The sequence below is a fragment of the Euzebya tangerina genome (assembly GCF_003074135.1).
In the GTDB taxonomy this organism is placed as follows: Bacteria; Actinomycetota; Nitriliruptoria; order Euzebyales; family Euzebyaceae; genus Euzebya; species Euzebya tangerina.
The window spans coordinates 2,982,595-3,006,088 of record NZ_PPDK01000001.1; the positions used below are offsets into that span (position 1 = coordinate 2,982,595).

General features: G+C 68.1%; 23 protein-coding genes and 1 other RNA gene. 13 read left to right on the forward strand and 11 right to left on the reverse strand.

The window, feature by feature from the left end; translation table 11 throughout:
• The first annotated feature begins 20 nt into the window (after positions 1-20).
• From C1746_RS13835 to C1746_RS13855, 3 genes are read left to right on the forward strand one after another with little or no spacing between them, the layout of a single operon-like run.
• Entirely contained in the window at positions 21-1,265 is a 1,245-nt protein-coding gene (locus C1746_RS13835; RefSeq protein ID WP_162867738.1) for a Nif3-like dinuclear metal center hexameric protein, read from the forward strand.
• Positions 1,262-1,993, forward strand: a complete 732-nt coding sequence (locus C1746_RS13840) for a zinc ribbon domain-containing protein (RefSeq protein ID WP_116715133.1) — start codon at positions 1,262-1,264, stop codon at positions 1,991-1,993. Before C1746_RS13835 ends, C1746_RS13840 begins: the two co-directional genes overlap by 4 nt.
• A complete protein-coding gene (locus tag C1746_RS13855; protein WP_162867739.1) occupies positions 1,990-3,291 on the forward strand; it encodes a hypothetical protein in 1,302 nt (433 codons plus the stop codon). The genes C1746_RS13840 and C1746_RS13855 overlap by 4 nt, the downstream gene beginning before the upstream one ends.
• A gap of 3 nt (positions 3,292-3,294) precedes the next feature.
• Here C1746_RS13855 and C1746_RS13860 read toward each other — a convergent pair whose 3' ends face one another.
• Both C1746_RS13860 and C1746_RS13865 read right to left on the reverse strand, forming a co-directional pair.
• On the reverse strand, positions 3,295-3,537 hold the full coding sequence (locus C1746_RS13860) for a hypothetical protein (protein WP_116715137.1): 243 nt from the start codon (positions 3,535-3,537) through the stop codon (positions 3,295-3,297).
• 34 nt (positions 3,538-3,571) lie between these two features.
• Positions 3,572-4,165: a hypothetical protein gene (locus tag C1746_RS13865; protein WP_116715138.1), complete on the reverse strand. Its 594-nt coding sequence runs from the start codon at positions 4,163-4,165 to the stop codon at positions 3,572-3,574.
• 111 nt (positions 4,166-4,276) lie between these two features.
• Between C1746_RS13865 and rnpB the strand changes: the two genes are divergently transcribed.
• The 5 genes from rnpB to C1746_RS13895 all read left to right on the forward strand — a co-directional run bounded on the left by rnpB (position 4,277) and on the right by C1746_RS13895 (position 11,512).
• Positions 4,277-4,634: RNase P RNA component class A (rnpB, locus tag C1746_RS13870), an RNA gene on the forward strand.
• 304 nt (positions 4,635-4,938) lie between these two features.
• Positions 4,939-9,180, forward strand: coding sequence for a nucleotidyltransferase domain-containing protein (locus C1746_RS13880; protein ID WP_162867740.1), 4,242 nt, complete (start codon positions 4,939-4,941; stop codon positions 9,178-9,180).
• Positions 9,177-9,518, forward strand: coding sequence for a HepT-like ribonuclease domain-containing protein (locus C1746_RS13885; RefSeq protein ID WP_116715141.1), 342 nt, complete (start codon positions 9,177-9,179; stop codon positions 9,516-9,518). Before C1746_RS13880 ends, C1746_RS13885 begins: the two co-directional genes overlap by 4 nt.
• 177 nt (positions 9,519-9,695) lie before the next feature.
• Positions 9,696-10,913, forward strand: a complete 1,218-nt coding sequence (locus C1746_RS13890; RefSeq protein ID WP_116715142.1) for an MFS transporter — start codon at positions 9,696-9,698, stop codon at positions 10,911-10,913.
• Entirely contained in the window at positions 10,913-11,512 is a 600-nt protein-coding gene (locus C1746_RS13895; protein ID WP_276309992.1) for a C39 family peptidase, read from the forward strand. Before C1746_RS13890 ends, C1746_RS13895 begins: the two co-directional genes overlap by 1 nt.
• A 219-nt stretch (positions 11,513-11,731) precedes the next feature.
• On the opposite strand, the gene arr is transcribed toward C1746_RS13895, so the two are convergent.
• Complete coding sequence (gene arr / locus C1746_RS13900) at positions 11,732-12,229, reverse strand: NAD(+)--rifampin ADP-ribosyltransferase (protein ID WP_116715144.1); 498 nt, start codon at positions 12,227-12,229, stop codon at positions 11,732-11,734.
• Positions 12,230-12,315: 86 nt separating this feature from the next.
• On the opposite strand from arr, the gene C1746_RS13905 reads away from it, so the two are divergent.
• Entirely contained in the window at positions 12,316-12,858 is a 543-nt protein-coding gene (locus C1746_RS13905) for a TetR/AcrR family transcriptional regulator (protein ID WP_116715145.1), read from the forward strand.
• Entirely contained in the window at positions 12,858-14,177 is a 1,320-nt protein-coding gene (locus C1746_RS13910; protein ID WP_116715146.1) for an MFS transporter, read from the forward strand. Before C1746_RS13905 ends, C1746_RS13910 begins: the two co-directional genes overlap by 1 nt.
• Positions 14,178-14,359: 182 nt before the next feature.
• On the opposite strand, the gene C1746_RS13915 is transcribed toward C1746_RS13910, so the two are convergent.
• From C1746_RS13915 to C1746_RS13925, 3 genes are read right to left on the reverse strand one after another with little or no spacing between them, the layout of a single operon-like run.
• Positions 14,360-15,211: a crotonase/enoyl-CoA hydratase family protein gene (locus C1746_RS13915; protein WP_162867742.1), complete on the reverse strand. Its 852-nt coding sequence runs from the start codon at positions 15,209-15,211 to the stop codon at positions 14,360-14,362.
• Between the two features lie 33 nt (positions 15,212-15,244).
• Positions 15,245-15,688, reverse strand: coding sequence for a MarR family winged helix-turn-helix transcriptional regulator (locus tag C1746_RS13920; RefSeq protein ID WP_162867743.1), 444 nt, complete (start codon positions 15,686-15,688; stop codon positions 15,245-15,247).
• Between the two features lie 8 nt (positions 15,689-15,696).
• Positions 15,697-16,953 carry an SDR family NAD(P)-dependent oxidoreductase gene (locus tag C1746_RS13925; protein ID WP_162867744.1) on the reverse strand — a complete coding sequence of 419 codons (1,257 nt, stop codon included), beginning with the start codon at positions 16,951-16,953 and terminating at the stop codon, positions 15,697-15,699.
• Positions 16,954-17,135: 182 nt separating this feature from the next.
• Between C1746_RS13925 and C1746_RS13930 the strand changes: the two genes are divergently transcribed.
• A complete protein-coding gene (locus C1746_RS13930; RefSeq protein ID WP_162867745.1) occupies positions 17,136-17,687 on the forward strand; it encodes a TspO/MBR family protein in 552 nt (183 codons plus the stop codon).
• 9 nt (positions 17,688-17,696) lie between these two features.
• Here the strand turns inward: C1746_RS13930 and C1746_RS13935 are convergent, their stop codons facing one another.
• Entirely contained in the window at positions 17,697-18,827 is a 1,131-nt protein-coding gene (locus tag C1746_RS13935; protein WP_162867746.1) for an ArsR/SmtB family transcription factor, read from the reverse strand.
• A 121-nt stretch (positions 18,828-18,948) separates the two neighbouring features.
• Between C1746_RS13935 and C1746_RS13940 the strand changes: the two genes are divergently transcribed.
• Both C1746_RS13940 and C1746_RS13945 read left to right on the forward strand, forming a co-directional pair.
• Entirely contained in the window at positions 18,949-19,170 is a 222-nt protein-coding gene (locus C1746_RS13940) for a hypothetical protein (RefSeq protein WP_116715152.1), read from the forward strand.
• A 51-nt stretch (positions 19,171-19,221) separates the two neighbouring features.
• Positions 19,222-20,658, forward strand: a complete 1,437-nt coding sequence (locus C1746_RS13945) for an RNB domain-containing ribonuclease (protein WP_205711854.1) — start codon at positions 19,222-19,224, stop codon at positions 20,656-20,658.
• Positions 20,659-20,661: 3 nt separating this feature from the next.
• On the opposite strand, the gene C1746_RS13950 is transcribed toward C1746_RS13945, so the two are convergent.
• From C1746_RS13950 to C1746_RS13965, 4 genes are read right to left on the reverse strand one after another with little or no spacing between them, the layout of a single operon-like run.
• The gene (locus C1746_RS13950) at positions 20,662-21,159 is read right to left on the reverse strand and encodes a YbhB/YbcL family Raf kinase inhibitor-like protein (protein ID WP_162867747.1); all 498 of its coding nucleotides are present in this window, start codon (positions 21,157-21,159) and stop codon (positions 20,662-20,664) included.
• Entirely contained in the window at positions 21,156-22,517 is a 1,362-nt protein-coding gene (locus C1746_RS13955; RefSeq protein ID WP_116715154.1) for an amidase, read from the reverse strand. Before C1746_RS13955 ends, C1746_RS13950 begins: the two co-directional genes overlap by 4 nt.
• Positions 22,514-22,735 carry a hypothetical protein gene (locus C1746_RS13960; RefSeq protein WP_116715155.1) on the reverse strand — a complete coding sequence of 74 codons (222 nt, stop codon included), beginning with the start codon at positions 22,733-22,735 and terminating at the stop codon, positions 22,514-22,516. The genes C1746_RS13955 and C1746_RS13960 overlap by 4 nt, the downstream gene beginning before the upstream one ends.
• Entirely contained in the window at positions 22,735-23,472 is a 738-nt protein-coding gene (locus tag C1746_RS13965; protein WP_116715156.1) for a hypothetical protein, read from the reverse strand. The genes C1746_RS13960 and C1746_RS13965 overlap by 1 nt, the downstream gene beginning before the upstream one ends.
• Positions 23,473-23,494 lie beyond the last annotated feature (22 nt).

Here is a 23,494-nt window from a genome sequence, read left to right on the forward strand (position 1 = left end):
TCGCTAGGATCACGCCAACGATGGCCGTCCGACCCCGCGCGCACGCCGATCGCCCCGATCCTGGTGACCCTCCCGGCGATGGGCTGCACCAGTGGATCGCCGCCCTGGACACCGCCTACCCCCCGGCCGACGCGGCTGGCTGGGACGCCGTCGGCCTCCACGTGGGGGAGGCGAGGCGTGACCGCGTCACCGGGGTCCTGGTGACCCTCGACGTGACCGATGCGGTACTGGATGAGGCCGCCCAGCTGGGCGCTGATCTGATCATCGCGCACCACCCGCTGCTCTTCGCTCCGCTGGAGCGGTTGACGGGTGCCACGGCTGCCGGTCGACTGGCCCTCCGAGCGGCGCGACAGGGCTGCGCGGTGCTCGCGGCGCACACCAACGTGGACAGTGCGGGAGATGGAACGTCCCATCCGGTCGCGCGGATCCTCGGCTTGGTCGACACCCGCCCCATCCAGCCACTGCCGGCCGCCGCCGCCGATGCGCCCATGAAGCTGGTCACCTTCGTCCCGGCGGCCGCAACCGATGCGGTGATCGACGCCATGAGCAGTGCCGGTGCCGGTCAGATCGGCGAGTACTCGGGCTGCGCGTTCGTCGCACCCGGCACCGGTCGATTCACACCAGGTGAGGGTGCCTCTCCCGCCATCGGCGAGGTCGGCGAGACCGAGGAGGTGGCCGAGAACCGCATCGAGATGGTCCTGCGAGCCGGCGAGGTCGACGTGGTCGTGCAGGAGCTCATCGATGCGCATCCCTACGAGGAGGTCGCCTACGACGTCGTCCCGCTGCGCACGACCGCCACCTCGTCGCAGGGTCGACTGGACGCCTTCGCTGATGGGGCGAAGGGCCTGGGACGCCGGGGTCGGCTGCCCGAACCGCGAACGTTGGCTGACATCGCCGAGACGTTGCGGACCCAGCTGCCATCGCCACACCTCCGGCTGGCCGCGGCCGACGCGACCACCTGGGTGAGCGAGGTCGCCATCTGCGGGGGCGCCGGAGACAGCATGATCCCCAGCCTGATCGACCCGGCGGGCACCCCAACCGTCGACCTCTTCATCACCGGAGACCTCAAGCACCACGTCACACTCGACGCCCGCACGATGGGGCTTGCGGTCATCGATGCCGGGCACTTCGCCACCGAGAACTCCACCATGGACGTGGTGCTCGAACGGCTTGAATCGATCCGTACGCTGTTGTCGTTGACCGCACCGCTGCATCGCTCGACCGTCAGCACCGACCCGTGGACCGATTGGAGCACCGACGCATGAACGCCTCACCCGAGGATCAGGCCCAACTCCTCGTCCTGGCCGACACCGACCAGCAGATCCGCCGCCTCGAGCACAAGCGCGCCAACCTCCCCGAACAGCAGACCCTCGACCTGCACGTCGAGACCCACAAGAACGTCGGCGTGGATCTGGTGGACGCCACGACCAAGCAGGACCGCCTGGCCAAGGAGGCCCGGAAGCACGAGCAGCGGATCGAGACGGCGAACGAGGCGAGGAAGCACTCCGAGAGCCAGATCTACTCGGGTCAGATCACCAGTGAGCGCGAGCTCCAGGCGCTCCGTGAGCAGATCGCCAGGGCCCACGACACCAAGAACGACATCGAGGACTCACTACTCGAGATCATGCAGCAGTCCGAGGACATCGCCGCCGTCGTCGAGGAGTTGACCGCCCGGAAGCAGGAGTTGGCCGACCAGATCGTCGACCTCACGGACAAGCGGGACGAAGCCTCGCGGGAGCTCGACGCCGAGCTCGCGGAGCTGCACGACCGACGGCAGGCGGAGGCAGACCTGCTGCGGCCCAAGCTGGTCGAGGCGTACGAGTCGCTGCGCACCAAGCGACAGGGACGCCGGGTGGTGGCCCGCCTCGAGAACCGCATGTGCACCGGCTGTCAATTGGACCTGACGGCGATCGAGTTGGAGGAGATCAAGGACACGGCCAAGACCTCCCTGGCGTACTGCCAGCAGTGCGGATCCATCATCGTGCCCGCATGACCGGCGCGCTGGTGCTGATGGGTTCGGGGGAGACGACCCCGACCATGGTGACGACCCACAAGCGGCTGCTCGCGGCCGTTGCCGAACGAACGGGACGAGCGCCGACCGCCCGCCTGCTGAACACGCCATACGGCTTCCAGGAGAACGCCGGGGAGATCACGGCCAAGGCCCAGCAGTACTTCTCCCACAACGTCGAGCAGGACGTCGAGCTCATCGACCTGGCCGATGTGGAGTCCTTGGGCGGCGCCGAGCGCGAGCGGCGCCTCGACGCGATCCGGCAATCGACCTGGCTGTTCGCTGGTCCGGGGAGTCCGACGTACGCGTTGCGCCAGTGGTCGGCGGCACCCGTGCGGGACGCCATGGTCGAGGTGTTCGAGGCTGGCGGCACCGTCGTCCTCGCCTCCGCGGCGGCGGTGACCGGCGGATCCCACGCCATCCCCGTCTACGAGGTGTACAAGGCCGGGCAGGATGCCCACTGGGTCGACGGGCTGGACCTGGTCAACGCGGCGGTGAGCTGGCCGTGTGTGGTCATCCCCCACTTCGACAACGCCGAAGGTGGAACCCACGACACGCGCTTCTGCTACCTCGGGGAGCGGCGACTGAGGATGCTGGAGGGGGAGTTGCCCGAGGGGACCTGGATCCTCGGCGTCGACGAGCACACCGCACTGATCATCGAGGGGGACACGGTGTCGGTCGAGGGGCGCGGTGCCGCCTACGTCCGGTACCGCGGCCAGATCATGCTGACCATCCCGGCCGGGACCTCCGTGCCGGCTGCGGACGTCGCCTCGGCCTGGATGGGCAGCGCACCCGACGACGCTGGCGCGGGCACCGGGGGTGCATCGACGTCCCAGGGTGGAGCGCCAGCCGCGTCACCGGAGCTTGCCGTCGGCGCAGCCTCCTCACCCATGGTGGAGCAGTTGGCGGATCTCCGAACTCGGTTCGACCGGGCGCTCGTGGATCGGGACGCCGACGAGGCGGTCGCGGCGACCCTGGACACCCAGGCGTTGATCCGGGACTGGTCGGGCGACTCGCTGGACTCCGACGAGATGGACCGTGCGGTGGCGCAACTGCGCGGCATGATCACCCGGCTCGGGGTCCTCGCCGCGGAGGGCATGCATGATCACCGCCAGCTGGTCAGCCCGCTGATCGAGACCTTGCTCCACGTCCGCGACGACGCACGGTCCAAGAAGGCCTACGAGGTGGCCGACCACATCCGCGACCACATGGACGCCGACGGGGTGAGCGTGAAGGACACGCGGGAGGGCACCGAGTGGGAGTGGGACGAGCCACCCCTGTGAGCGCTATCCCGGCGGGATCAACCGTGACGTGTAGATCCGTTGGCCGGACTCGAGGAGGATCTCGAGGACTTCGCCGGCGGTGCCCGGCGTGAACAGGGCGGCGGGGATGCGGTTGATGGCGACGTAGGGCTGCCACTGATCGACCTCGCCGATTCGAGAGGTGGCGGCCCGGCGGACCCGTCCGTCGGCAACCTCGTACACGGAGCCGGACTCCGTGCGGTAGATCTCGAGGGTTGCCGTGGCCATGGAATCAGTGTTACCCATGCGGCTGGGCTTGGTGTCACCGGAGGGTAAGAGTTTGTGATCCCTTGACCTGATCCTGGACCTCGGCCTGCGTCATCGCCCGCGGCAGGTTCGGCCCGTGGGTGGTCACGGAGGCGAGTCGGATCGCGTGTCCTGCGTCGTCCTGGAGGATCCCGGTGACCGCCCGGTACGCCGCCATGGGTCCGGCCTCCGTGGGAATCAGGACCGGCTGGTAGTTGCCGTTCTCACTCTGGTCCATCGTGATCTGCTGGCCCTGGGTGAGCCAAGCGATGAACACCTCCGATCGCGCGCCGGCCCAGCGCATCGGCGTTGCCGGCACCGCGCCGTAGCGCGTGAGGTGGCCGGCATAGACGATCACGTGGTTGCGGATCGTCACCGGAGTCAGGTAGACGAGGTCGCCGAGGCTCTTGCGCTGCAGTTGGGCCGGGCAGGCGTTGGAGCCGATCGCCAGCACCGGGGTGCGGCCCATCTTCTGCAGCGGGTCGAGGGGGCGTCGGAGCGGAACGACCTGATCGTGGGTGACCTCCACCGGCCCGCCGGGCCAGCGCCCCGGGTACACCGCCGGGGCGTCCAGCGGCGCAGGACCGAAGTCCGATGAGGTGTCGATCACCCTCGGAGTGTGCCGGACCTGGTGGGGTGTCCGACGACCAGTTGACCAGATCGGTCGGATCGTCCGGGTTGGACTGCGGACCCGCCCGGCGTACAGTGAGCGGTGCTGAGGGGAGTTGGTCGGACGACCGCGGCATCGCCAGACGGTGTCGAGGAAAGTCCGGACTCCTCAGGGTAGGACGCTGGGTAACACCCAGGCGCAGTGATGCGCGGCACGTGCAACAGAGAGCAGACCGCCAGCGGGCCGAAGTCCCTTCGGCAGCGGGTAAGGGTGAAAGGGTGCGGTAAGAGCGCACCGGCATCGGCGGCGACGTCGGTGGCCAGGTAAACCCCGTCCGGAGCAAGGCCGAGCAGATGCGCTTGCAGGTGACCCGCCGAGCATCGGGTAGGCCGCACGAGGCCACCGGCAACGGTGGTCCCAGACAGATGGTCGTCGATTACAGAATCCGGCTTACAGACCGACTCCCCTCAGTTATCCCATCTGACCTGCGGTTTTGTGTTTGGTAGGCCCGCTTGGCTCACACCTGGCTCACACGAGAACGGCCTCGGGGTCGGCTTGAGGACGTGTGGAAGCGGTCGTTGGCGTGCTGACGCGCTCGCCGCCGCAGGGGCGCTGCTGCCCGAGGCGGAACGTGCGAGGGTTGTGGCCCTTGCCGCAGATCAGCGTGCGGCTGGCAAGGTCGATGCCTTCTTGCGTGTCGGCCAGTAGGTCAGCGCCAGTTGATGCGTGGTTCCGCCGCTGCGGCGCCCAGTTCATACCCGATACTTGGCATCGTGGACACAGACCACCTAGCCGAGCGCTTTGTCGTCGTCGACGAGGGAAACCCACCGGTTCTGACACCCGACGGGTTCCTTCACCCATGGGCGCCGCGCGGTGACGGGGTTCTCCCGCTCGTAGACCTCGCGGAGGTTCCGGGTGTCGTCCTGCTCGGCGAGCCAGGGCTTGGCAAGACTGAGGCGCTCAAGATCCTGCGCGATGTCTCGACGCTCACGCGCGCGCACATTGACTTGACCTTCCAAGATCTTGAAGCCATCGATGGTCCTGCCGAGCGACTTCGCGCCGCGGTGAGTGCGGGCGAAGGCGAGGTTCTACTGACGCTCGACGGCCTCGACGGCCTGAGCACGCCTCTTGCGCCTGCCGCCAAGCGGCTAGTCCAGCGTCTTCGCGGTATGGAGGGACGCGTCCGGGTGATCGTGGCTTGCCGAACCGCCGAGTTCGTCCCGGCGTGGCGCGACGCGCTCACGGAGGTCGTCGGGTCCTGCACCGTGGCCCAGCTCCTCCCACTGCGCTACACAGACGCCCACGGAGTCGCTACGCGCGCGGGCTGTTCCGACGACGACGCGGATGCGCTGTTGGCCAGGGCCGGCGCGATCGCAGCCGTCCCGCAGACGCTTGTCATGGCGCTCAGCCGCGGACATAGCGAGGAAGATCTGGATCCGGTTGCTCTGTACTCCGACCACGTCGACCTGCTGCTAATAGAGCCGGACAACTACCGGCCCTTCCCGCTCATCGACTCGGCGCATCGTCGCACGCTTGCCGGGACAGTCGCCGCGGCGCTGACGCTAGGCGATGAAGGATCGCTATCGCTTCGCGACGGTGCTCCGGGCATCCAGTTGTCACAGATCGCAGCACCCGAGGGGCTGGATGCCCAGCAACTGAAGACCGTGACGCACCTTCCCCTTTTTCGCGTCAGCCCCGCTGGCATCGGTGCTTTCACCCATGCCACATACCGTGAACTCTTGACGGCCGAGTGGCTGGCCACCCGGTCCTCGGAGCGTGTGACGCACCTGATCACCAATGATGGAGCACTCGTTCCTCCCGGGTTGAGGGGGGTGTTGCGGTGGCTCGTTGCCTTGCAGCCCGACGTGTATGGCGCCGTGCTGGCGGCGAATCCTCGCGCGGCGGTCCACCAAGAGCTTCCCGTTCCAGCTGACGTCGCACCGAAGGTCGTCGACGGATTGCTCGCCGAGGCGAGCGAAGGGCGACTGCTCAACCTGCAGGATCTGCGCTTCGGCGGGCTGCAGCATCCCGGCCTAGCGGGCCAGCTTCGCCCGGTACTGCAGGACGCGGGCGCGCGCGCGGAGGCGCGTAGGCTCGCAATTCGGATCGCACGCCACTGCCTTGACACCGAGCTTGTCGATGATCTGATCGAGATCGCCGCCGACACCGCCTTGGACCCCGTCGAGAGGCAACAGGCTGCTTATGCGCTGCGGGACCATCCTGGTCCAACCGTTCGCCGGCTACTGCTGGTTCTCCTCGACGACCCGAACGACCCGGACGACGAACTGCGGGGAACCGCACTTAGCGCAACTTGGCCGGACATACTTGATCTACACGGCCTGATCGCCGTCTTACACGAACCGAGGACTCCGAACCTGTTCGGTGCCTACAAAGCGTTCTTGCTCCGCGACCTGCTGGCGGGCGCCCGTCCAGACCACCTACCCGACCTGGTTCGCTGGGCGGCAAACGCGGCCAACAGATGGAGCGACACCTATGACAGCGCGAAGATATTGTCAGATGTCCTGCACCACATTGCAGATCGGCAACCAACATCGGATGTGGTCGCAGCTGTCGCTGATGTCCTAGCGAACCTGCAAAGTGATGCTCGCTGGCAGCTTCACCAGAACGACGATGAACGACCGTTGTTCTGGACCGAGGGCAGCAGTCGACGGACCCTGCTCAGGGCGATCCTCGAGCGGACGGCTGCTGATGAGGACATCTCCGACCGCTTCTTCGGGACGGTGTTCCACTTGCCGGGCCTGCTCCACCCAGATGATCTTGAGTGGTGGTGCCAGGTCCTCCAGGCCGCGCCCGCCCACCAACGAAGCGATCTCGGCGCAGTCGTGCGAAGTGTCTTCGATCCTCGAATCCCCAGGCATCGCGCCGTGGCGCTCTCGTCGGACTACTCGGTAGCTACAGAGGACGTATTCGACTTCTTCCTAGGCTCCTGCAGCCTGGATGACCGTCCGAAGTACATGGCGTCTGAGGCCGCCCGCTCGCAGGAGATTGAGCGGCGCCGGCAGGGCCTCATGGCACGTGTGATCAACGAGGATGAGTCCTGGCCGAACCGGTTCGCAGCGATGCACCAACTCCACCGGGTTCTCCAGCCGTTCGGGACGTCCGTCTCCCCCGCGAAGTGGGGAGGGTGGAAGGACCTGGACCCATCAAGTCAAGGAGAGTTGCTGGATGCGGCGAAGCTGTATGCGTTGGATCCGACGTCACCCGGGACGGAGCTCTCGCACGGGAGTTGGTCGATTAAGAATATGGCGCTCTTCTCCGGCTTGGAAGTCGCCATGGCGGCCGGCGCCAACCTGGTGGAGGGCTTGCCCGACGAGCGACTCGCAGCGCTCTGCCCACTCGTGATCTCTCTTGCAGGCGACATGCACCGGGAGTTAATCGCACTACTCCATCGGCGCGTCCCCGCGGCCGTGCGCGACGCGATTAGGACAGCGATCCATGACCGCGACGGGTACATCGGCCGGACGGTCGCCCTGCTCGAACTTCTGCCTGGCCCGGAAGCCAGCGACACGGTCATCACCATTCTGCCGGAGGTGCGCAACGATCAGGCCTGGGAAGAACTCCTAGACGCCCTGTTCCGCATCGGCTCGCAACGTGCAGCAGACATCGGCGCCGCCGCGGTCGATGATCAGGCGGCAGGTCCGCGCCGATCCATGGCCGCGGCAGCGATGCTGCGCCACGAGACGGCTGCGACATGGCCGCGGCTGGCCCAGGTCTTGCAAGGTGAAAAGGAACTTGGTCGCCAGGTGCTGATCCAACTCGGGGAGCGCTGGCAGCCGCCCTTGACGCTCCCCTTTCCAGTCCTGCACGCGATGGCCCGCTGGGCATGTGCGACCGCGCCCGCCGGTGAGGACCGGTTCGAGAACGACGTGACGTGGAGCGGGCATGACCCCGGTGCGGTCCGACGCGCACTATTGAACCGGCTTCGCGATGAGGACGACCCGCGGGCCCCCGGCGCCCTCCGGGGCCTCGCTCGGGTCGACCCGTCCGGCGACTGGGGCTACCGGCACCTGGCGGAGGAGGCCGAACAGCGCCTGGCGGATACGAACCAGCCTGCGCGGCCATGGGCGAACGTAGTCGCAGCGCTGGCCGAGGACAGTGCGACGATCCTCTCGCAAGCACACCTTTACGAGCGCGTGCTGGAGACGCTGCGTGAGTTCCACCACACAGGACTGCGACGGCACAACCGGGCACGATCCCTGTGGAATGACACGCCGCGACGAACACCGAAGGACGAAGCCGCCCTCTCCGACCTCATCGCTTCATACCTTGAGGATTCTCTAGCCGCGTCAGGAGCGGTCGTTAGCCGTGAGGTCGAAGGACGCCGGCTCGGCAAGGCAGGCGGTGAGGAGATGGACATCCTCGTCAGCTTCAACTCCGACGGAGCCGCGACCTCGAGTCCTTGGGAAGTGGTTATCGAGGTGAAGGCCGTCTGGAATTCTGGGTTACTAACAGCGATGTACAGCCAACTGGGCCGTCGCTACCTCCTAGGCACGGGACGCTCTCACGGGATCTACGTCGTCGGCTGGTTCAATCCACTAGGCTGGGATCCCGGCGACTATCGACGGAGACACGCCAGCAGATGGGTTCCGGCCCGGCTTCAGGACGAACTGGACGATCAGGCCGCCGTCACGTCCAAGCTACTCGACGTCACCATCGACACCGTCGTACTGGACTGCTCGCCGGAAGGCACCGACGGGATCAACCTGGCACCTCCGTCGATCGCAGACCTACGGCACCAACGCTCCAAGATTCTGGACCTCGTCCGCAAACACCAGGGGGAGCGTGCCTGGGTGTTCGGTTCGCTGGCACGGGATGAGGCAGGACCCGCCAGCGACATTGACGTCGTGGTCGAGTTCCAAGAACAGGCCACGCTTTCAAACCAAGGGAGCCTCATGGAGGCGTTGAGCGATCTTCTCGGACGACCGGTGGACGTCGTCGGGCTCGGCGCTCTGGCCGACGACGACCGGATCCGCTCGGAGATGGTGGCTCTGTGACACGTTCCGGGGCTGACATCGCGGCAGATCTCCTGGACGCCATTGAGGTTGTGGAGCGTCTAGTTGCCGGGGGTCGTGATCGTTTCCTTACTGACAGAGTCTCGCAGTATGCGGCCGAGGCTGCCTTAGGCCGCATCGGAGACGCGGCACAGAAACTGATCCAGAAGTACCCCGATCAGCTGCCCGCCGGAGTGCCGTGGAAAGACATCATCGGTCAACGGATCATGGTCGATCACATCTACCACCGGCTCGATTACACCGTTGTCTGGAACACGCTCACCAAGGACGTCCCCGCACTCAAAGCTGCCCTCGACGACTGGGAGCCCCCTGAGGAGTGACGTGGCTCGCGCGTGCCTACCAGCGGGCGATGGGCTTGCTCGTGTCCCCGAGCATCGTCCGGTCTGCGACTGCACGCGAAGGCGCTCTCGAGGTTGTTGCCATCTGGGCCACGGAAGCCTCAATCATCAGGCTCAACGGCCCCGTCTGATGACCGACGGCCGCTACGCTCGGCCTGCATGACGACCCTCGGGCTGTCCGGTTCGTACTGGCGGTTGTGGAGTGCGTCGACGCTGGCCAACCTCGGCGATGGGGTGCGGGAGGCGGCAATGCCCCTCGTGGCTGCCGCGATCACCAGGGATCCGCTGATCGTGGCCGGCGTGATGGTGGCACAGCGGCTGCCGTGGCTGCTGGTCGGCATCCCCGCGGGTGCCCTCCTTGACAGCGCCGACCCACGGAAGGTGTCAGGGGTCGCCAATTGGGTGCGAGCGGGCGCGCTGGGTGCGCTCGCCATGGGTCTGCTGGTCGGGGTCGCGCCGGTGTGGTTGCTGTTGGCCGTGGTGTTCACCGTTGGTGCGGGAGAGATCGTTGCGGACAGCGTGGCCATCGTGGCGATCCCCGAGTTGGTGGACGACCGTCAGTTGCAGCGGGCCAATGGTCTGATGTCCTCGGGGCAGATCGTGACCAACGAGTTCCTGGGGCCGCCGCTGGGCGGGGCACTGTTCGTGGTCGGTGCCGCAGTCCCGGTCATCACTGACGCCGGTCTGCTGGCGATCGCAGGGGCACTGCTACTCACACTGCCGCGGACCCTACGCGGCAGCGAGGACGTCCGACCTGCCGGCGCTACGAGGGAATTGGTGGGCCGCCGGATCGGGGAGGGGATCCGGGTGGTGCGTGCCAACCGGTCGCTGCGTCGACTGGCGCTGGGCACCACGATCCTGGCGGCGGTGGACGCGGCGTGGTTTGCGCTGCTGGTGCTGTTCGTGGGGGATGAGCTGCGGCTCAACGATGCCGCCTTCGGACTGCTGCTCGCGGTGGGTGCGCTTGGCGGTCTTCTTGGCGCCCTGTTGGCGGATCGCCTCACCGACGCCCGGGTCGGGCGGCAGCTTGCGGGTGCGCTGATCGTCACCGCCGCGGCGCAGGTGGCGATCGGGCTCACCGCGTCGGTGATGATCGTGGCGGCGGCCTTGGCGGTGTCCAGCGGCGCGTTTGCGGTGTTCAACATCGCTGCGGTGACCGCACGCCAACGTCTTGCACCCAAGGGCACGCTTGGTCGGGTGACTACGACGATCCGGACCGTGGTGGAGAGCGGCGCGGCGCTGGGTGCACTCGGTGGCGGTCTGCTCGCAACCGCATTCGGGCTTCGAGCACCCATGCTCCTGACGGCACCACTCCTGCTCATCGCGGCTGCACTTGGCCTGCAGGTACGAGTGGCGGGAGGCCGGCCCGCAGCATGATGGGGATTCCCACCCTCACCCAGTACGCGTCTCCTGAGCTGATCGGGGAGATTCTCTACGGTGATCGAGAGAGGACTGAGGACCCCGAGTGGCGCACGACGGGCTGCCCGACGCTGGAGGAGTACGCCCCCTGGAGTGTGCGCTGGTGCGGCATGGCATGTCTCCGAATGGTCCTGCTGGCCCGGGACGGACAGGCGCCATCGCTCTATGACCTTGCGAAGGGTGCCGAGTCCTACGGCGCGTATCGGTCAGAGCCCGACCAGCCAGAAGGCCTGATCTACCGCCCCTTCGTCAGCTACGTCCGCGAACGCTTCGACCTTGACGCCGAGGTCGACACCGATCTTTCCATAGACCGCCTACAACAGGTGCTCGCTTCAGGGAGGCTGGTGATCGCCTCGGTTCACCCCGAGATCCGACGACCAAACAACGCAGCACCTTCTCACAGAGGCGGACACCTGGTGCTCGTCACCGCCGACGTGGACGGCCATGTGTCCTTCCATGACCCATCCGGACACACACCGGCGGCGCTAACGCCGACGATGCCGTGGAGCGTGTTCGAGCAGTACTCCGCTCAGCGGGGAATCTCGCTGCGGCTGTGATCGTGAAAGGCTCTGCTGGCTAGCGAAGTGGAGACCGGAATCCGAGCCCGGACTCGAGTCCTAGAGTGCAAGGCATGGATGCTCTGGCCTTCGACCTCCAGTTGCACTGGGTGAGGCCCTCCAAGCGGCGCTGGGATGACGCTGCGTGATGAGAGCCGCGGGGTCTTGCGCGATGTCGCCGGGGGACCGACGCCCCAGTCGCAACAGCGAGGCGAGGCTTCAGTCCTCGATCACGTCGAGGCCGCGTGCTCGGAGGTTCGCGATGCTGTCCAGCATCGCCTGTACGACCTCAGGGCTGTGCGGTTCCCAGCGCTCGACCTCCTCGATGACGCGCAGTGCGTGGCGGGTGCGGTAGGACTGCGTGGGATTGCCCGGGAACCGCTTGTTGGTCAGGTTCGGGTCGTCCTCGAACGGACCGGTCGGCTCCACCAGGTAGACGTGCGCATCGACCTGATCGTCACCGGCGAACGCGACTGCCAGTTCCGCACCCCAGACCGCAGGCTCGATCAGTGCCGCGAAGTACACGTTGTTTGACGTCCGACCCTGGTGGTAGTTCGACAGGTGCCCCGGGGTGAGCAGGTCTCCGGCGGCGAAGATGTGCCGCGTGCCGTGGAAGAACGGGCCGCGCACGTGGTCGCAGCGGTCATAGGTCACCGGTACAAACGGTGTCTCCTGGCCGCCCTCGATCGAAGATCCGGAGGAGGAGTCGTTCACCATGGTCCCTCACAGTCGCCACTTGCTGATGTGGAGGAATATACTCCGTTTCATGACGACGTCACCCAGGGAGTGGGACGGCCCCCGACGTGCGTGCTGACGCCCGCCGAAACCGGCAACGCCTCATCGTTGCGGCGACGCACCTGATCCTGGAGACCGGCGGTGAACCGCCGCGCGACGCGGTTGCGGCTCGGGCCGGTGTGGGCATCGCCACGCTCTACCGGAACTTCCCCGAGCGCCAGGACCTGCTCCGCGCTGTCGTGTTGGACGTGCTGGACCGGACCATCGCCGCTGGGCACACTGCCCTTGCGGAGGATGGTGATGCCGCGTTGAGTGGCTATCTCCACGCCGCCATCGACAACGGAATGGGGGTGGTGAACATCATCCGGCCTCTGCTGGACCAGACCGAGTGGCCCGAGCGAACCAGAGCGGCTGCGCAGGTCCTGGACCAGTTGCTCCATCGTGCCAAGCAGTCAGGCGCCATCAGTCAGCGCATCACCGGCGAAGACATCACCTACGCGGCCATCAGGTTCAGTCGGCCCCTGGCGATCGGGCTGGACCGACAGGATGAACAGGACATCGCCCACCGCCAACTCGACCACTACCTCGCCGGCCTTGCCGCAGACGTCTGATGCCGCACGCAGGTGATCGTCAGCGCCGCTCGACCCCGCCAGCCGGTACGGCGCCGGCCCTCTCCATCTTGGCTCGACGAGTCAGAGGCTTCTCCAAACGGGCTGACAACCGCTTCGGACGCCTCTGGGTATCCACGGGAATGGCCAACCTCGGGGATGGCCTGCTGCTGGCAGGCCTGCCGGTCGTGGCGTCGACGGTCACGACCTCTCCGGTCTTCATCTCGCTGGTGCACGTGTCGGTCTTCGGGCCGATGTTGCTCGCGGCACTTCCCTCCGGCGTCGCGGCTGATCGGAACGACCGCACCAAGCTGATGACGCGCTCGAACCTCGTCCGGGCGGCGGGACTGGCGGGACTTGCGCTGACCGTGGCCACGGGACAGTGGGTCTTGGCCGCTGTGTATCTGGCCGGGGTCCTGCTCGGCACGCTCGAGACGTTGTCGGACATCGCTGCGCAGTCCGCCGTTCCGATGATCGTTCCGGAAGCGGCGCTGGCCGCGGCCAACTCCCGCATGATCGGCACGCAGCAGGTTGCCAACTCCGCAGTCGGTGCTCCCGTCGGTGGAGCGCTGGCCACCCTTGGAACCGGATGGCTCCTCGGTGTCTCCGCCGTGCTCTACGCGGCGGCAGGTCTGGTGTCGCGAACGCTCGGGGCACTGACGCCGGGTGGCGGCAGGGAGCGGGGCGGGTCGGTTCGACGGGACGTCGGCGAGGGGTTCCGGTTCCTCTGGAGGCACCCTGCGCTCCGCCCGATCGGCCTGACCAACGGCGTGACGAACCTCGGCAACTCCGCCTTCTTCGGTGTGGGCGTCCTGTTCCTGATCGGCCCGTACGGGCTGCCCCGTGGCGCCTACGGTCTGGCCCTGGCCCTGCTCGCTGCAGGTGCCGTCATCGGAACGGTGATGAGTGCGTGGGCCGTCAGGCGCCTTGGACACCGCGCGGTCCTGCTGGTCGGCGTGACCACGAACGGGGCCACCTACGCCCTCGTCGGGCTGCTTCGGTCCCCGGTCATCGCGGGCATCTCCCTCGTGGTCTTGGGCGCGGCTGGGATGCTCTGGAACGTCACCAATCGTGTGCTGCGGCAGACGCTCACGCCTGCGGCGATGCTCGGGCGCGTCAGTTCCGTCATGCGCGTCCTGGCGCTCAGCGCCAGCCCACTGGGCGCGCTCTCGGGTGGTCTGGCAGCCGAGCGGTTCGGACTCTCGTCGGTGACGGCGATCACCACCCTGTGCGCGCTGGCGTCACTCGTCCTCGTTCTCCGCATCCCGGGCCCGATGTTGCGATACAACCTGGACCGAGACCACCTGGGGGAGGACCCATGACCCGAGACGACCCGCACTACGACGAGCGATCCATGCAACAGCCAGGAGCCGGGCTGACCGTGATGAGCCGCACGGCCACGCTGATACTCGGCGCCATCGCCGTCGCGGTCATACTCGGTCTGGTCCTGCTGTCGGCCTTGGATGGCGAGAGCAGCCCCGACCCGAGTCGAACGGAATCAGCATCAGGGCTCGGGGATCGGCCCGCCGCCATCCGGGATCCGGCGACCGGCATCGCGATGAGCCACCGCGGCGTGGAAGCCGTGGGTCTCGGCGAACTCCTTGAACCACCGACCCTCCGGTGAGTGCCGGGTGATCCCATCGAAGAGGGTGGCGATGACCTGGGTGGAGTGCAGCCCCATGTTCTCGTAGGCCTGGTTGATCATCAGCTTCTGCATCGCCAACTGGTTGATGGGGACGCCGGCCATTCGGTCTGCGAGTTCTTCAACGCGGCGCTCGAGGTCCTCGGCAGGAACGGCCTCCGCGACCAGTCCCCACTCTGCCGCCGTCACACCGTCGATGGTGTCGCCGGTGAGCAGCATCCGCTTGGCCTTCTCCGCCCCCAGACGGTAGACCCACATGGCCGTCGTGGGGCACCCCCAGACGCGAGCGGGCGGATAGCCGATCTTCGCGTCCTCGGCCATCACGACCAGGTCGCAGGACAGCGCGATATCGCTCCCGCCTGCGATGGCGTAGCCCTGCACCTGGCAGATCGTGGGCTTCAGCGACCGCCACAGCGAGAAGAAGTCGTCGGTGTTGCGCTTCATCTGCTGGTAGTCCTTGATCGGGTCCCAGACCGGACCCTGAGACCACCGTCCGGACTCGTCCTCGGCGTAGATCTTGAGGTCGTAGCCCGCGCAGAAGGCCCGGCCCTCCCCGCGGACCACGATCACGGTCACGTCCGGATCCTCGTTCGCCCGGTCGACGGCCGCGGCGATCTCGGCCGGCATCGAGTCGTCGATGGCGTTGAGCCGATCGGGTCGGTCGAGCGTTACGTACGCTCGACGGTCAGACACCTCATACCGAACACTGGTCATCGTCAGTCCCTTCTGCTCATGCCTGCTCCGGCATCATCGGCCTTCTGTGTCGAGGATGGCGAGGAGCCGCAACAACTGCGTGAGGTCCTCCTCGCCCAACACCGCGAATCGGGCCGTGATGAACGCTCGGTACTGGGGCATCAGGTGAGCGATGACGGCCCGGCCGTCGTCGGTGAGGTGGACGCGTCGGGTCGTCCCCTCGGCCTCGCGCCGAACGAGGTCGGCCGCTTCGAGCTTGGTGACCAGTTGGGAGATGTTGGCCGGCGTGGTGCCCAGTTCCGCGACAAGGCCGGACTGCGCCGCCGGCCCCGAACGCGAGATGTGGCTGAGGATCAGGAACTGGGCGGCGTTGACCGGACCGTCGAGTTCGGCCTCGCCTGCCCTGCTGATCCGCTGGACGACGGCGACGAGCTTGTGCCACACGGTCGTGGCGTCGACGACGGTGGGCGTCGATGGTCCGTCGCTGGCAGGCTCCACGGTCGCGGTCAGCCCACCTTGCTGGTCCGGCCGAGCAGGGTGTCAGCAAGCTGGTTGACGGCTCGCTGGTTGTCGGCATCGGTGACGAGCGGGTTGGGGTCGAACAGACCATCCCGGCTGGCGAAGCCAGTGAAGGGGAGTTCAGCGTCCAGCAACAGCCTGACGATGTCGGCAGCCGCCTCCTCCGGCGGCCGTGTGGACCAGTGGAAGAAGGGCGCCATCACGGCGCGGACGACTCGCGGCAGCTCGCGTCGTATGTCGGTGTCCACGGAGCCCGGACCATAGCCGATGGCCCTGGTGCCCGACGCAGCCAGGCCGGCGATCCAGATGTCGTTGGCCAGCTGCGCCTGCCCGTGCGCGGACATGCCACCGGTGATATCGGCGGGGTGGTTCGGAACGGTGGCGCGCCGCGGAGGGGGAGCCCCGGACTCACTGGCAGCGATGTTGACCAGTCGTCCCCCCTCGGTGAGCGGCGGCAGTGCCCTGGTGATCGCGACCCGTGCCAGCCAGGAGCTCGCGATGTTGGCGTCGATCCCCTCAGCCGTGACCGATGCGGAGGGCTTGAGCGTCCCGACGGCGTGGACGACCCCACCGATGCCCTCGGGGTGCTGCGCGGCAACCGTCCTCCCGAAGGCTGTGGCGTCGGACATCAGTGAGAGATCCGTGGTGGTCATCCGGACCTCGCCGGGGAGCGGATGGGCTTCGCGTTGCACCGCGGAGGCCTTCTCGCCGCTGCGGCCCACGCCGATGACGTCGATGCCACGACGAGCCAGTGCCATGGTCACGGCCCGGCCGATGCCGCCAGTCGCTCCGGTCACAACAACCGGTCCGTGTACCTCACGGGGTGGGTAGTCCTCCTGTCCCCACCGCCAGGTCGGCCGCGACGCAGCGTCCGCTGCGATGACCCCACCGACGAAGGTGAGCAGGTGGATCAGGTCCAGGACGAGCGGAGCGGCGATTCCTGCGCCCTCGAGGCCCAGGAAGGGGCTCGGGAGGCTCACCACCGTGACGGCCGCGGCCAGCCCGATGAACCAGCGACGACCCCGGCGCGGACCCAACAGCTGTGCCAGCAGCAGGCGTCCGAGAACGGCCGCGATGGCTGCTGCGGACGAGACGGCGATGATCAGAGCCCAGGTCAGCGGCTCGCCGTTCTGGCTCGCCACCACTCCGTCGAAGGCACCGGCGACGTGGCCTGCGGAGAACAGCGCCCCGTTGGCCAGAGCGGTCACCGCAATCACGGCAGCGGTCCGTGCGGTCCTTGACATGACTTCCTCCATTACTTAAGGACTTAAGTTCAGCACTTACATTATCACGCTGCGGTGCAGCTCGCGTCAGCTGCTCAACCCGCCGACAGGGCGTGCCGAGTCGCACGGTCACCGCCGTGATGGGGGGGGCGGCCCGGCCGCCTCAGGCGTGTACTCGCGACCGTGCGGGGAATCGTTGCTCCATGAGCACCGCCGCACCGCAGAGCCCCGCCCCGCCCGCCCGCCAGACCTCGGAACGATCCGCTGAACTCGACGCCCTCGGCGATCCGGTGGGCCCGAAGCGCTGGCCGATCCTTGCCGGCTTCGTTGCCCTCTGCGTGCTCGGCGGCGCGCTCATCGGCGTGGCCTTCGCCGGACAGACCGACGCCTACGAGACGTTCAACCTGCCCACGTGGGCGCCACCGTCGTGGCTGTTCGGTCCGGTCTGGACCGTGCTGTACACCGTCATGGCCATCGGCGCGTGGATGGTGGCGCGCGTGGATCTCCCCCTCCGGACACGTGCGACCGTGGCCTTCGCCGTGCAGCTTGCGGTCAACTTCGCCTGGACGCCGGTCTTCTTCGGGATGAGCGCGCCAGCTGCGGGGTTCGTCGTCATCGTCGCCGTGCTGCTGGCCGCCGGGTGGTGGGCCTTCGAGGCGTCCCGGGTGCGCAGGGTCGCCGGCTGGCTGCAGATCCCCTACCTGGCCTGGGTCTCCTTCGCGACGGTCCTCAACGGCGCGATCGCGTTCGGCTGAGCGCGTCGCTCAACGGCGCTGCGCCACACGGACCGGAAGCGGTTCGACGACTCCGGTCGACGCGGTCGCGATGCCCAGGGTGTGACCCAGTGCGCGGCTGAGCTGCTCGACCCGGTCCGGTTGCAGGGTGTACAGCACGAAGTAGCCGTCCCGACGGCCGTCGACGACGCCGGCTGACTGGAGGATCTTCAGGTGCCGGGACACCGCCGAGTCGGACAGGCGCAAGAGCTCGGCCAACTCCGTGGTCGAGCGGGGCTGCTCGGCCACCATCCGTGCGATCTGCAGTCGGGTCTCCTCACCCAGCGCGCGAAGCCCGTCCGCGACCTCGTGGTCACTCGCCCGAGGTACCTCCGGACGGCGCATGTCCTGCAAGGGCACGAAGATCGCCAGCGGCCACGGCCGACCGGTCTCGATCAAGACCCGAGGCCAGCCGAACGACGTGGGGACGATGGTCAGGCCGCCGCGCTCGCCGACATCGCTGTCGGTTTCCCAGGTCTTCTCCACCGTCATCGCGGAGGCCGCCGGATCCCATGCGGCCTCGGGCAGCAGCTCGGAGATCAGGGCCGGCACGCCGCCGGTCACCAGCGCCCGCGCTCCGGCAGTCACATCCCGCTCGATTCGCGGCAGGATCCGACTCCACTCCTCGGCGAAGGCCAACTCCCAGTAGTGCCGCAACATCGAGGCCAGTCGCTCGGTCACGGCAGCGGGATCCTCGAAGATCTGGCGACCGAGCAACGCTGCGTCCGGACCCGTGGCATCCGCGGAGGCCAACACCTCGGCGCGATAGGAACCGTCTTCGACCAAGTGGGGCCCGTGGTGGCCGTCCTTCGGCCCGCAGCCAAAGCCGCCGAGGCTGAGGGACATCTCGTATGCCACCAACGTGGGATCGACCCGCCGGAGTGCATCAAGCTCGGCCTCGAACGTCGGATCGTCGCCTGCCAGGCCTGCCTCGAAGAAGCCGGGGACGAACCCGTCGAACGTGCCGGCCAGCAGCCGGATCTCGTCCAGCAACTCCGCAGGCAACTCGCGGCAGCGGCGAGCCCACGGCAGGTGCATGGGTGTCCGCTTCGGATACACCACCGCCGGCAGCGAGAGGACGGCCTCGTGCATCGGTGACCAGCCGAAGCCGATGAGATCCACCGCACGATCCGCTGGTAATCGAAACCGAGCGACCATCTGTTCCTGCTTTCCTCGAATCAGTTGATTACAGGATCATAGCAGTCAGAGTGGGGTTCACCCCGACCCCGAGAGGAGCGACACGATGCACCCGATCCTGAGCGAGGCACGAGCCCGCACGATCATGGCCGAACGTCACGAGGAGGCACGTCGGTACCGCATCCCAGGCCGTCGTCCACGGCCGTCGATGACGCTCCGCGCGGGCGCCCTGATGATCACGCTGGGGACGCGACTCGAGCAGAGCGGCCGACGCGTCGTGCGGCGCGCCCAGTTCGGTCCCGCCGCTCGGCAGCCCTGCGGGCCGTGACGTTGGAGCGCTGCCCCCGGGAGGACATGGCCAGCCCGTAGGCTGTGCGGCGTGACGCTGGCGAGACGGGTTCTGAGCAACGACGCCGCCGCGCAGAGTGGGGCGGACGATGCCTTCCAGGCCGTTCGCGATGAGCTGGATGTGCCACGCACCTTCTCGCAGACGGTGATCGACGCGGCCACCAGCGCCGCAGGTGCGGGCCCCCGACTCGATCGCGAGGACCGCACTGACCTGGAACTGGTCACCATCGACCCGCCCGGGTCCCGGGACCTCGATCAGGCCGTCGTCGTCCTCGTCGGTCCGGGCCGGGGCCTGGTGGTCCACTACGCCATCGCGGATGTCGCTGCCTTCGTGGCCCCCGGCGACCCGATCGACGCCGAGGCGTGGGACCGTGGGGTTTCCCGCTACAGCCCCGACCGGGTCACACCCCTTCATCCCCCAGCGCTGAGCGAAGGCGCCGCCAGCTTGATCCCGGGGCAGGATCGGCCGGTGGTGCTGTGGTCCCTCACGCTCGACGCCTCCGGTGAGCTGATCGACACCCACGTCCGACGGGCCATGGTCAGGAGTCGTGCCCAGCTGACGTACGCCGACGCTCAGTCCGCCATCGACCACGGGACGGATCCGATGCTGGCGCGGCTGTCCCGGCTCGGGCGGCTGCGGGCCGAGCGTGAGTGGGTCCGCGGCGGAGTATCCCTGGAACTGCCGGATCAGGAGGTCCATCGCGGCGCGGACGGTCACTACCATCTGCGGTACCGGGCGCCGCTGCCCATCGAGGAGTGGAACGCCCAGGTCTCGCTACTGACGGGGATCGCCGCGGGTCAGCTGATGGTCGAGGCCGGCATCGGCATCCTCCGGACCCTGCCGATCCCCGACGAGCAGACGATTCAGGGTCTACGGGAACGGGCCTGGGCCCTCGGGTTGCCGTGGCCGCCCGAGGTGGCCTACGCCGACTTCGTCCGCACGCTCGATCCGCACGAGCCAGCCAACGCCGCCATGATCTCCGCCGCGGCTGTCGGCCTTCGCGGTGCCGGGTACGTCGCCTTAGACGCGCAGACGCCCCTTCCACGGCATCACCGTCACGAGGCCATTGCGTCGGTCTACGCCCACGTGACGGCGCCGCTTCGCCGGCTGGTCGACCGCTACGCCAGCGAGGTGGCGCTGGCCATCGTCTCCGGTGAGGAAGTGCCGACGTGGGTCACCGAACGGCTGCCGGACTTGCCTCGTGTCATGGCGCAGGCCCGCAGCCGCGCTGCCGCCCTCGACCGAGCCATGACCGATCTGGTCGAGGCGCAGGTGCTCGACCCCTTGGTCGGACAGACCTTCGCCGGGGTGGCGGTCCGCTCCACCAAGGCCGGCACCGACGTCCAGCTCCGGGACCCGGCCGTGATCACCCGGACCGAGGCCGAGGTTCTGCCCGGCACCGAGGTGCTGCTCCGCCTCGTCTCCGTCGACGTCACGGCTCGTCAAGCCGTGTTCGTCCCGGTCTGACAATCAGGCGATCCCAACCAGCTCGGCGGTGGCGATGATGTGGCCCTTGGCCACCTCGCGCAGCTCGTCCCGACTCGCGCCGGGCGTGAGCGACACCAACTCCGTGTCCATCGCGTGCAGCCGGAAGAAGAAGCGGTGGGGCAGCTCGTCCACGTCCTGCGGCCCGGTCCAGCCGGAGATGTCCCACTCGTTCAGTCCCTGGTACAGCTCGTAGCCCTCACCGGTCACCAGCGCCTGATCACCCAGGTCCTCTGGCAGCCCGTCCACCTCACCCGGGATGATCCCGTACACCACCCAGTGGGTGATCACGCCCTCCTCGGAGTCGCGATCCTCACAGATCAGGACCAGCTCCTCGGTCCCCTCCGGCACCCCCTCCCAGGCGAGCGGAGGAGAGACGTCGTCACCAGCCTGTGTGAAGCGGATGGGAAGGTCACCGTCGTCCTCGAAGGCCGTGCTGGTCAGGCGGAATCCTGCATATGTGTTGTGATCGCTACTGCTCACGGGTCCAGTGTTGCATGTTCGGCAACGGGGTGCGGTCGAACGGCCAGTCCGGCCCGCTCGAGTGCCGCACAGGCAGAGAGCACCATCGCGTCACCGCCGCGAGGCCCGATGACCTGCAATCCAACCGGCAATCCTCGGGGCCACGAGCCACTGCCCTGGGTCACGCCCACCGGGACACTGGCCGCCGGCAGGCCACACAGGTTCGCCGGGAAGGTGTAGGCCGTCATGGCGGCGATCAGGTCGGAGTCCAGCACACCTGCCGACAGCTCCTGGTCAGTCGGGCGGGCCGGAGCCGGCACCGCCACCGTGGGCACCACCAGCACGTCGACGTCCGCGAAGACGGCCGCGAAGGAGTCAGCGAGCGCCGCACGCACCTGCTGCGCCCGGACGTAGTCGGCGCCAGTGATGTTGGGTGCCTGGGCCATTGCGGTCACCACGTCGGGGGAGAGCGCGTCCGGCTGCTCGTCCAGCACCTCCCACATGCCGGCGACCAGCTCCGAGATGGCGGTGACGTACCCGGCGACCGGCGCCAGATCGACCCGGTCGAGGGCGACCTCGGTCGGCCGCAACTCGGCAGCCACGGCACGGCACGGCCCATCGACCGCCGGGTCTGGCGTGCCCCACCAGGACCAGTCCACGCCCCAGCGCAGCGGCGCATCACTCACCGGCAGCCGGGTGTCGGCCAGCACCTCCACCATCGTCACCAGATCGGCCGTCGACCGGGCCAGCGGTCCGACGTGGTCCAGGGAGAACCACCCCACGTGCATCGAGCCATCTGTGGGGACCAGGTCCCAGCTGGGTTTGTGGCCGAACACGCCGCAGGTGGCGGCCGGAATCCTGATCGAGCCGCCGCCGTCGCTGCCGACGCCAGCGGTGACCAGGCCTGCCGCCACCGCCGCGCCCGTCCCGCTCGAGGAGCCGCCGGGCAGCCGGGTCAGGTCGTGCGGATTGCGAGGCGTCGGCTGGGCGGTGTTCGTCCCGGTAGGGGACAGGCCCAGCTCGGTGGTGTGGGTCTTGCCCGCGATGATCGCGCCGGCCGCCCGGAGCCGGGTGACCAGTGTCGCCTCCGCCTCACCGTGGACCGACAGCGCCCGCGTCCCCCCGAAGGTCCGATAGCCCCTGACGGCGAAGAAGTCCTTGATCCCGACCAAGACACCATCCAACGGTCCGACCGGCGCCCCGTCCCCCCACCGGGTCGTCGAGGCGGCGGCCTGCGCCATCACGTCGTCGGCATCGACAGCCCGGAAGCTGGCCAGGGTCCCCACCACGGGATCGGCTGCCAGGAACCGTTCGGCCACAGCGGTGGGGGTGGTGACTCCGTCGCGGTAGGCCCGATGCAGATCCGCGACGGTGGTCATCGCCGGGGCGGAGTCGCGGGTGCGTCGAGGCTGCCCGGACCGCGCTCAGGACGTGGGGGGCCGAGATCTGGCTGGACCGGGCCGAGCCGCGCGTCCCGCAGCTCATCCAGGCCGAGCAGAGGACGGCCGACCGCCCGGACGCCAGCCGCCAGGACCGGGACTCCGGCTGCCTTGGCCGACAGCTGCAGCGCTCGGCCGGTCAGCCGCGTGGGTCGCATCAGTAGAGGCCGGCCCGCTTGACGTGTTGCAGGAACGGCTTGGCGGACGTCGGCAGCTTCAGGTAGTCCACCTCCGCCTCCCAGACGCGGAGGAGCTGCTGCCAGGTGACCTCACGAAGCTGGACGGTCTTGGCCGCTGGCTGGTGGGGGAGCTCGTCGGCCAGGTTGGCGCGGAGCTGCTCCATCCGCCTGCTGATCACGTCGGCCGCGGGAGAGCCGGCCCGGTACACCGTGGCCACCGCCAGCGTCTTGGAGAGGTTCCTGGCTTGTTCGAGGCCGGCGTCGACCAACTCGAGCAGCCGGTCACGGCCCTTGGCCCCACGATCAGCCCGGTCCATAGCGGTGTCGACCAGGCAGAGCACGTCGGGCGACTCGATGCGGATCGGCACCTCGATGGGGGCTCGGAACCCCGCGATGTCCTCCTCGCTGGCGCCGGCTGCGAGGGCCCGCTCGCGGACCGTGGCCAGGTACCCGCGGGAGGGTTGCAGCTTGGCTGCGTCGTGAGTCCCGGTCCACAACTGCAGGCGGACGGGCGCGGCGACCCCGGTGCCTCCGAACTGCTGCAGACGGTAGGCCAGCCAGTCCTGATCGAAGTGGGTCTCCAGCGACTGGAAGATGTTCCAGGTCAGCAGGTCCGGGTGGATCGGGTCCCGTCGGGCGGCAGCGAAGCGGTCCGCTCCCAACTGGGCGCGGGCCTGGTCCTCCCAGAACAGCGGCATCGGTTGTGTCGTGATCACCCGGGCATCGTACTGCCTGGTC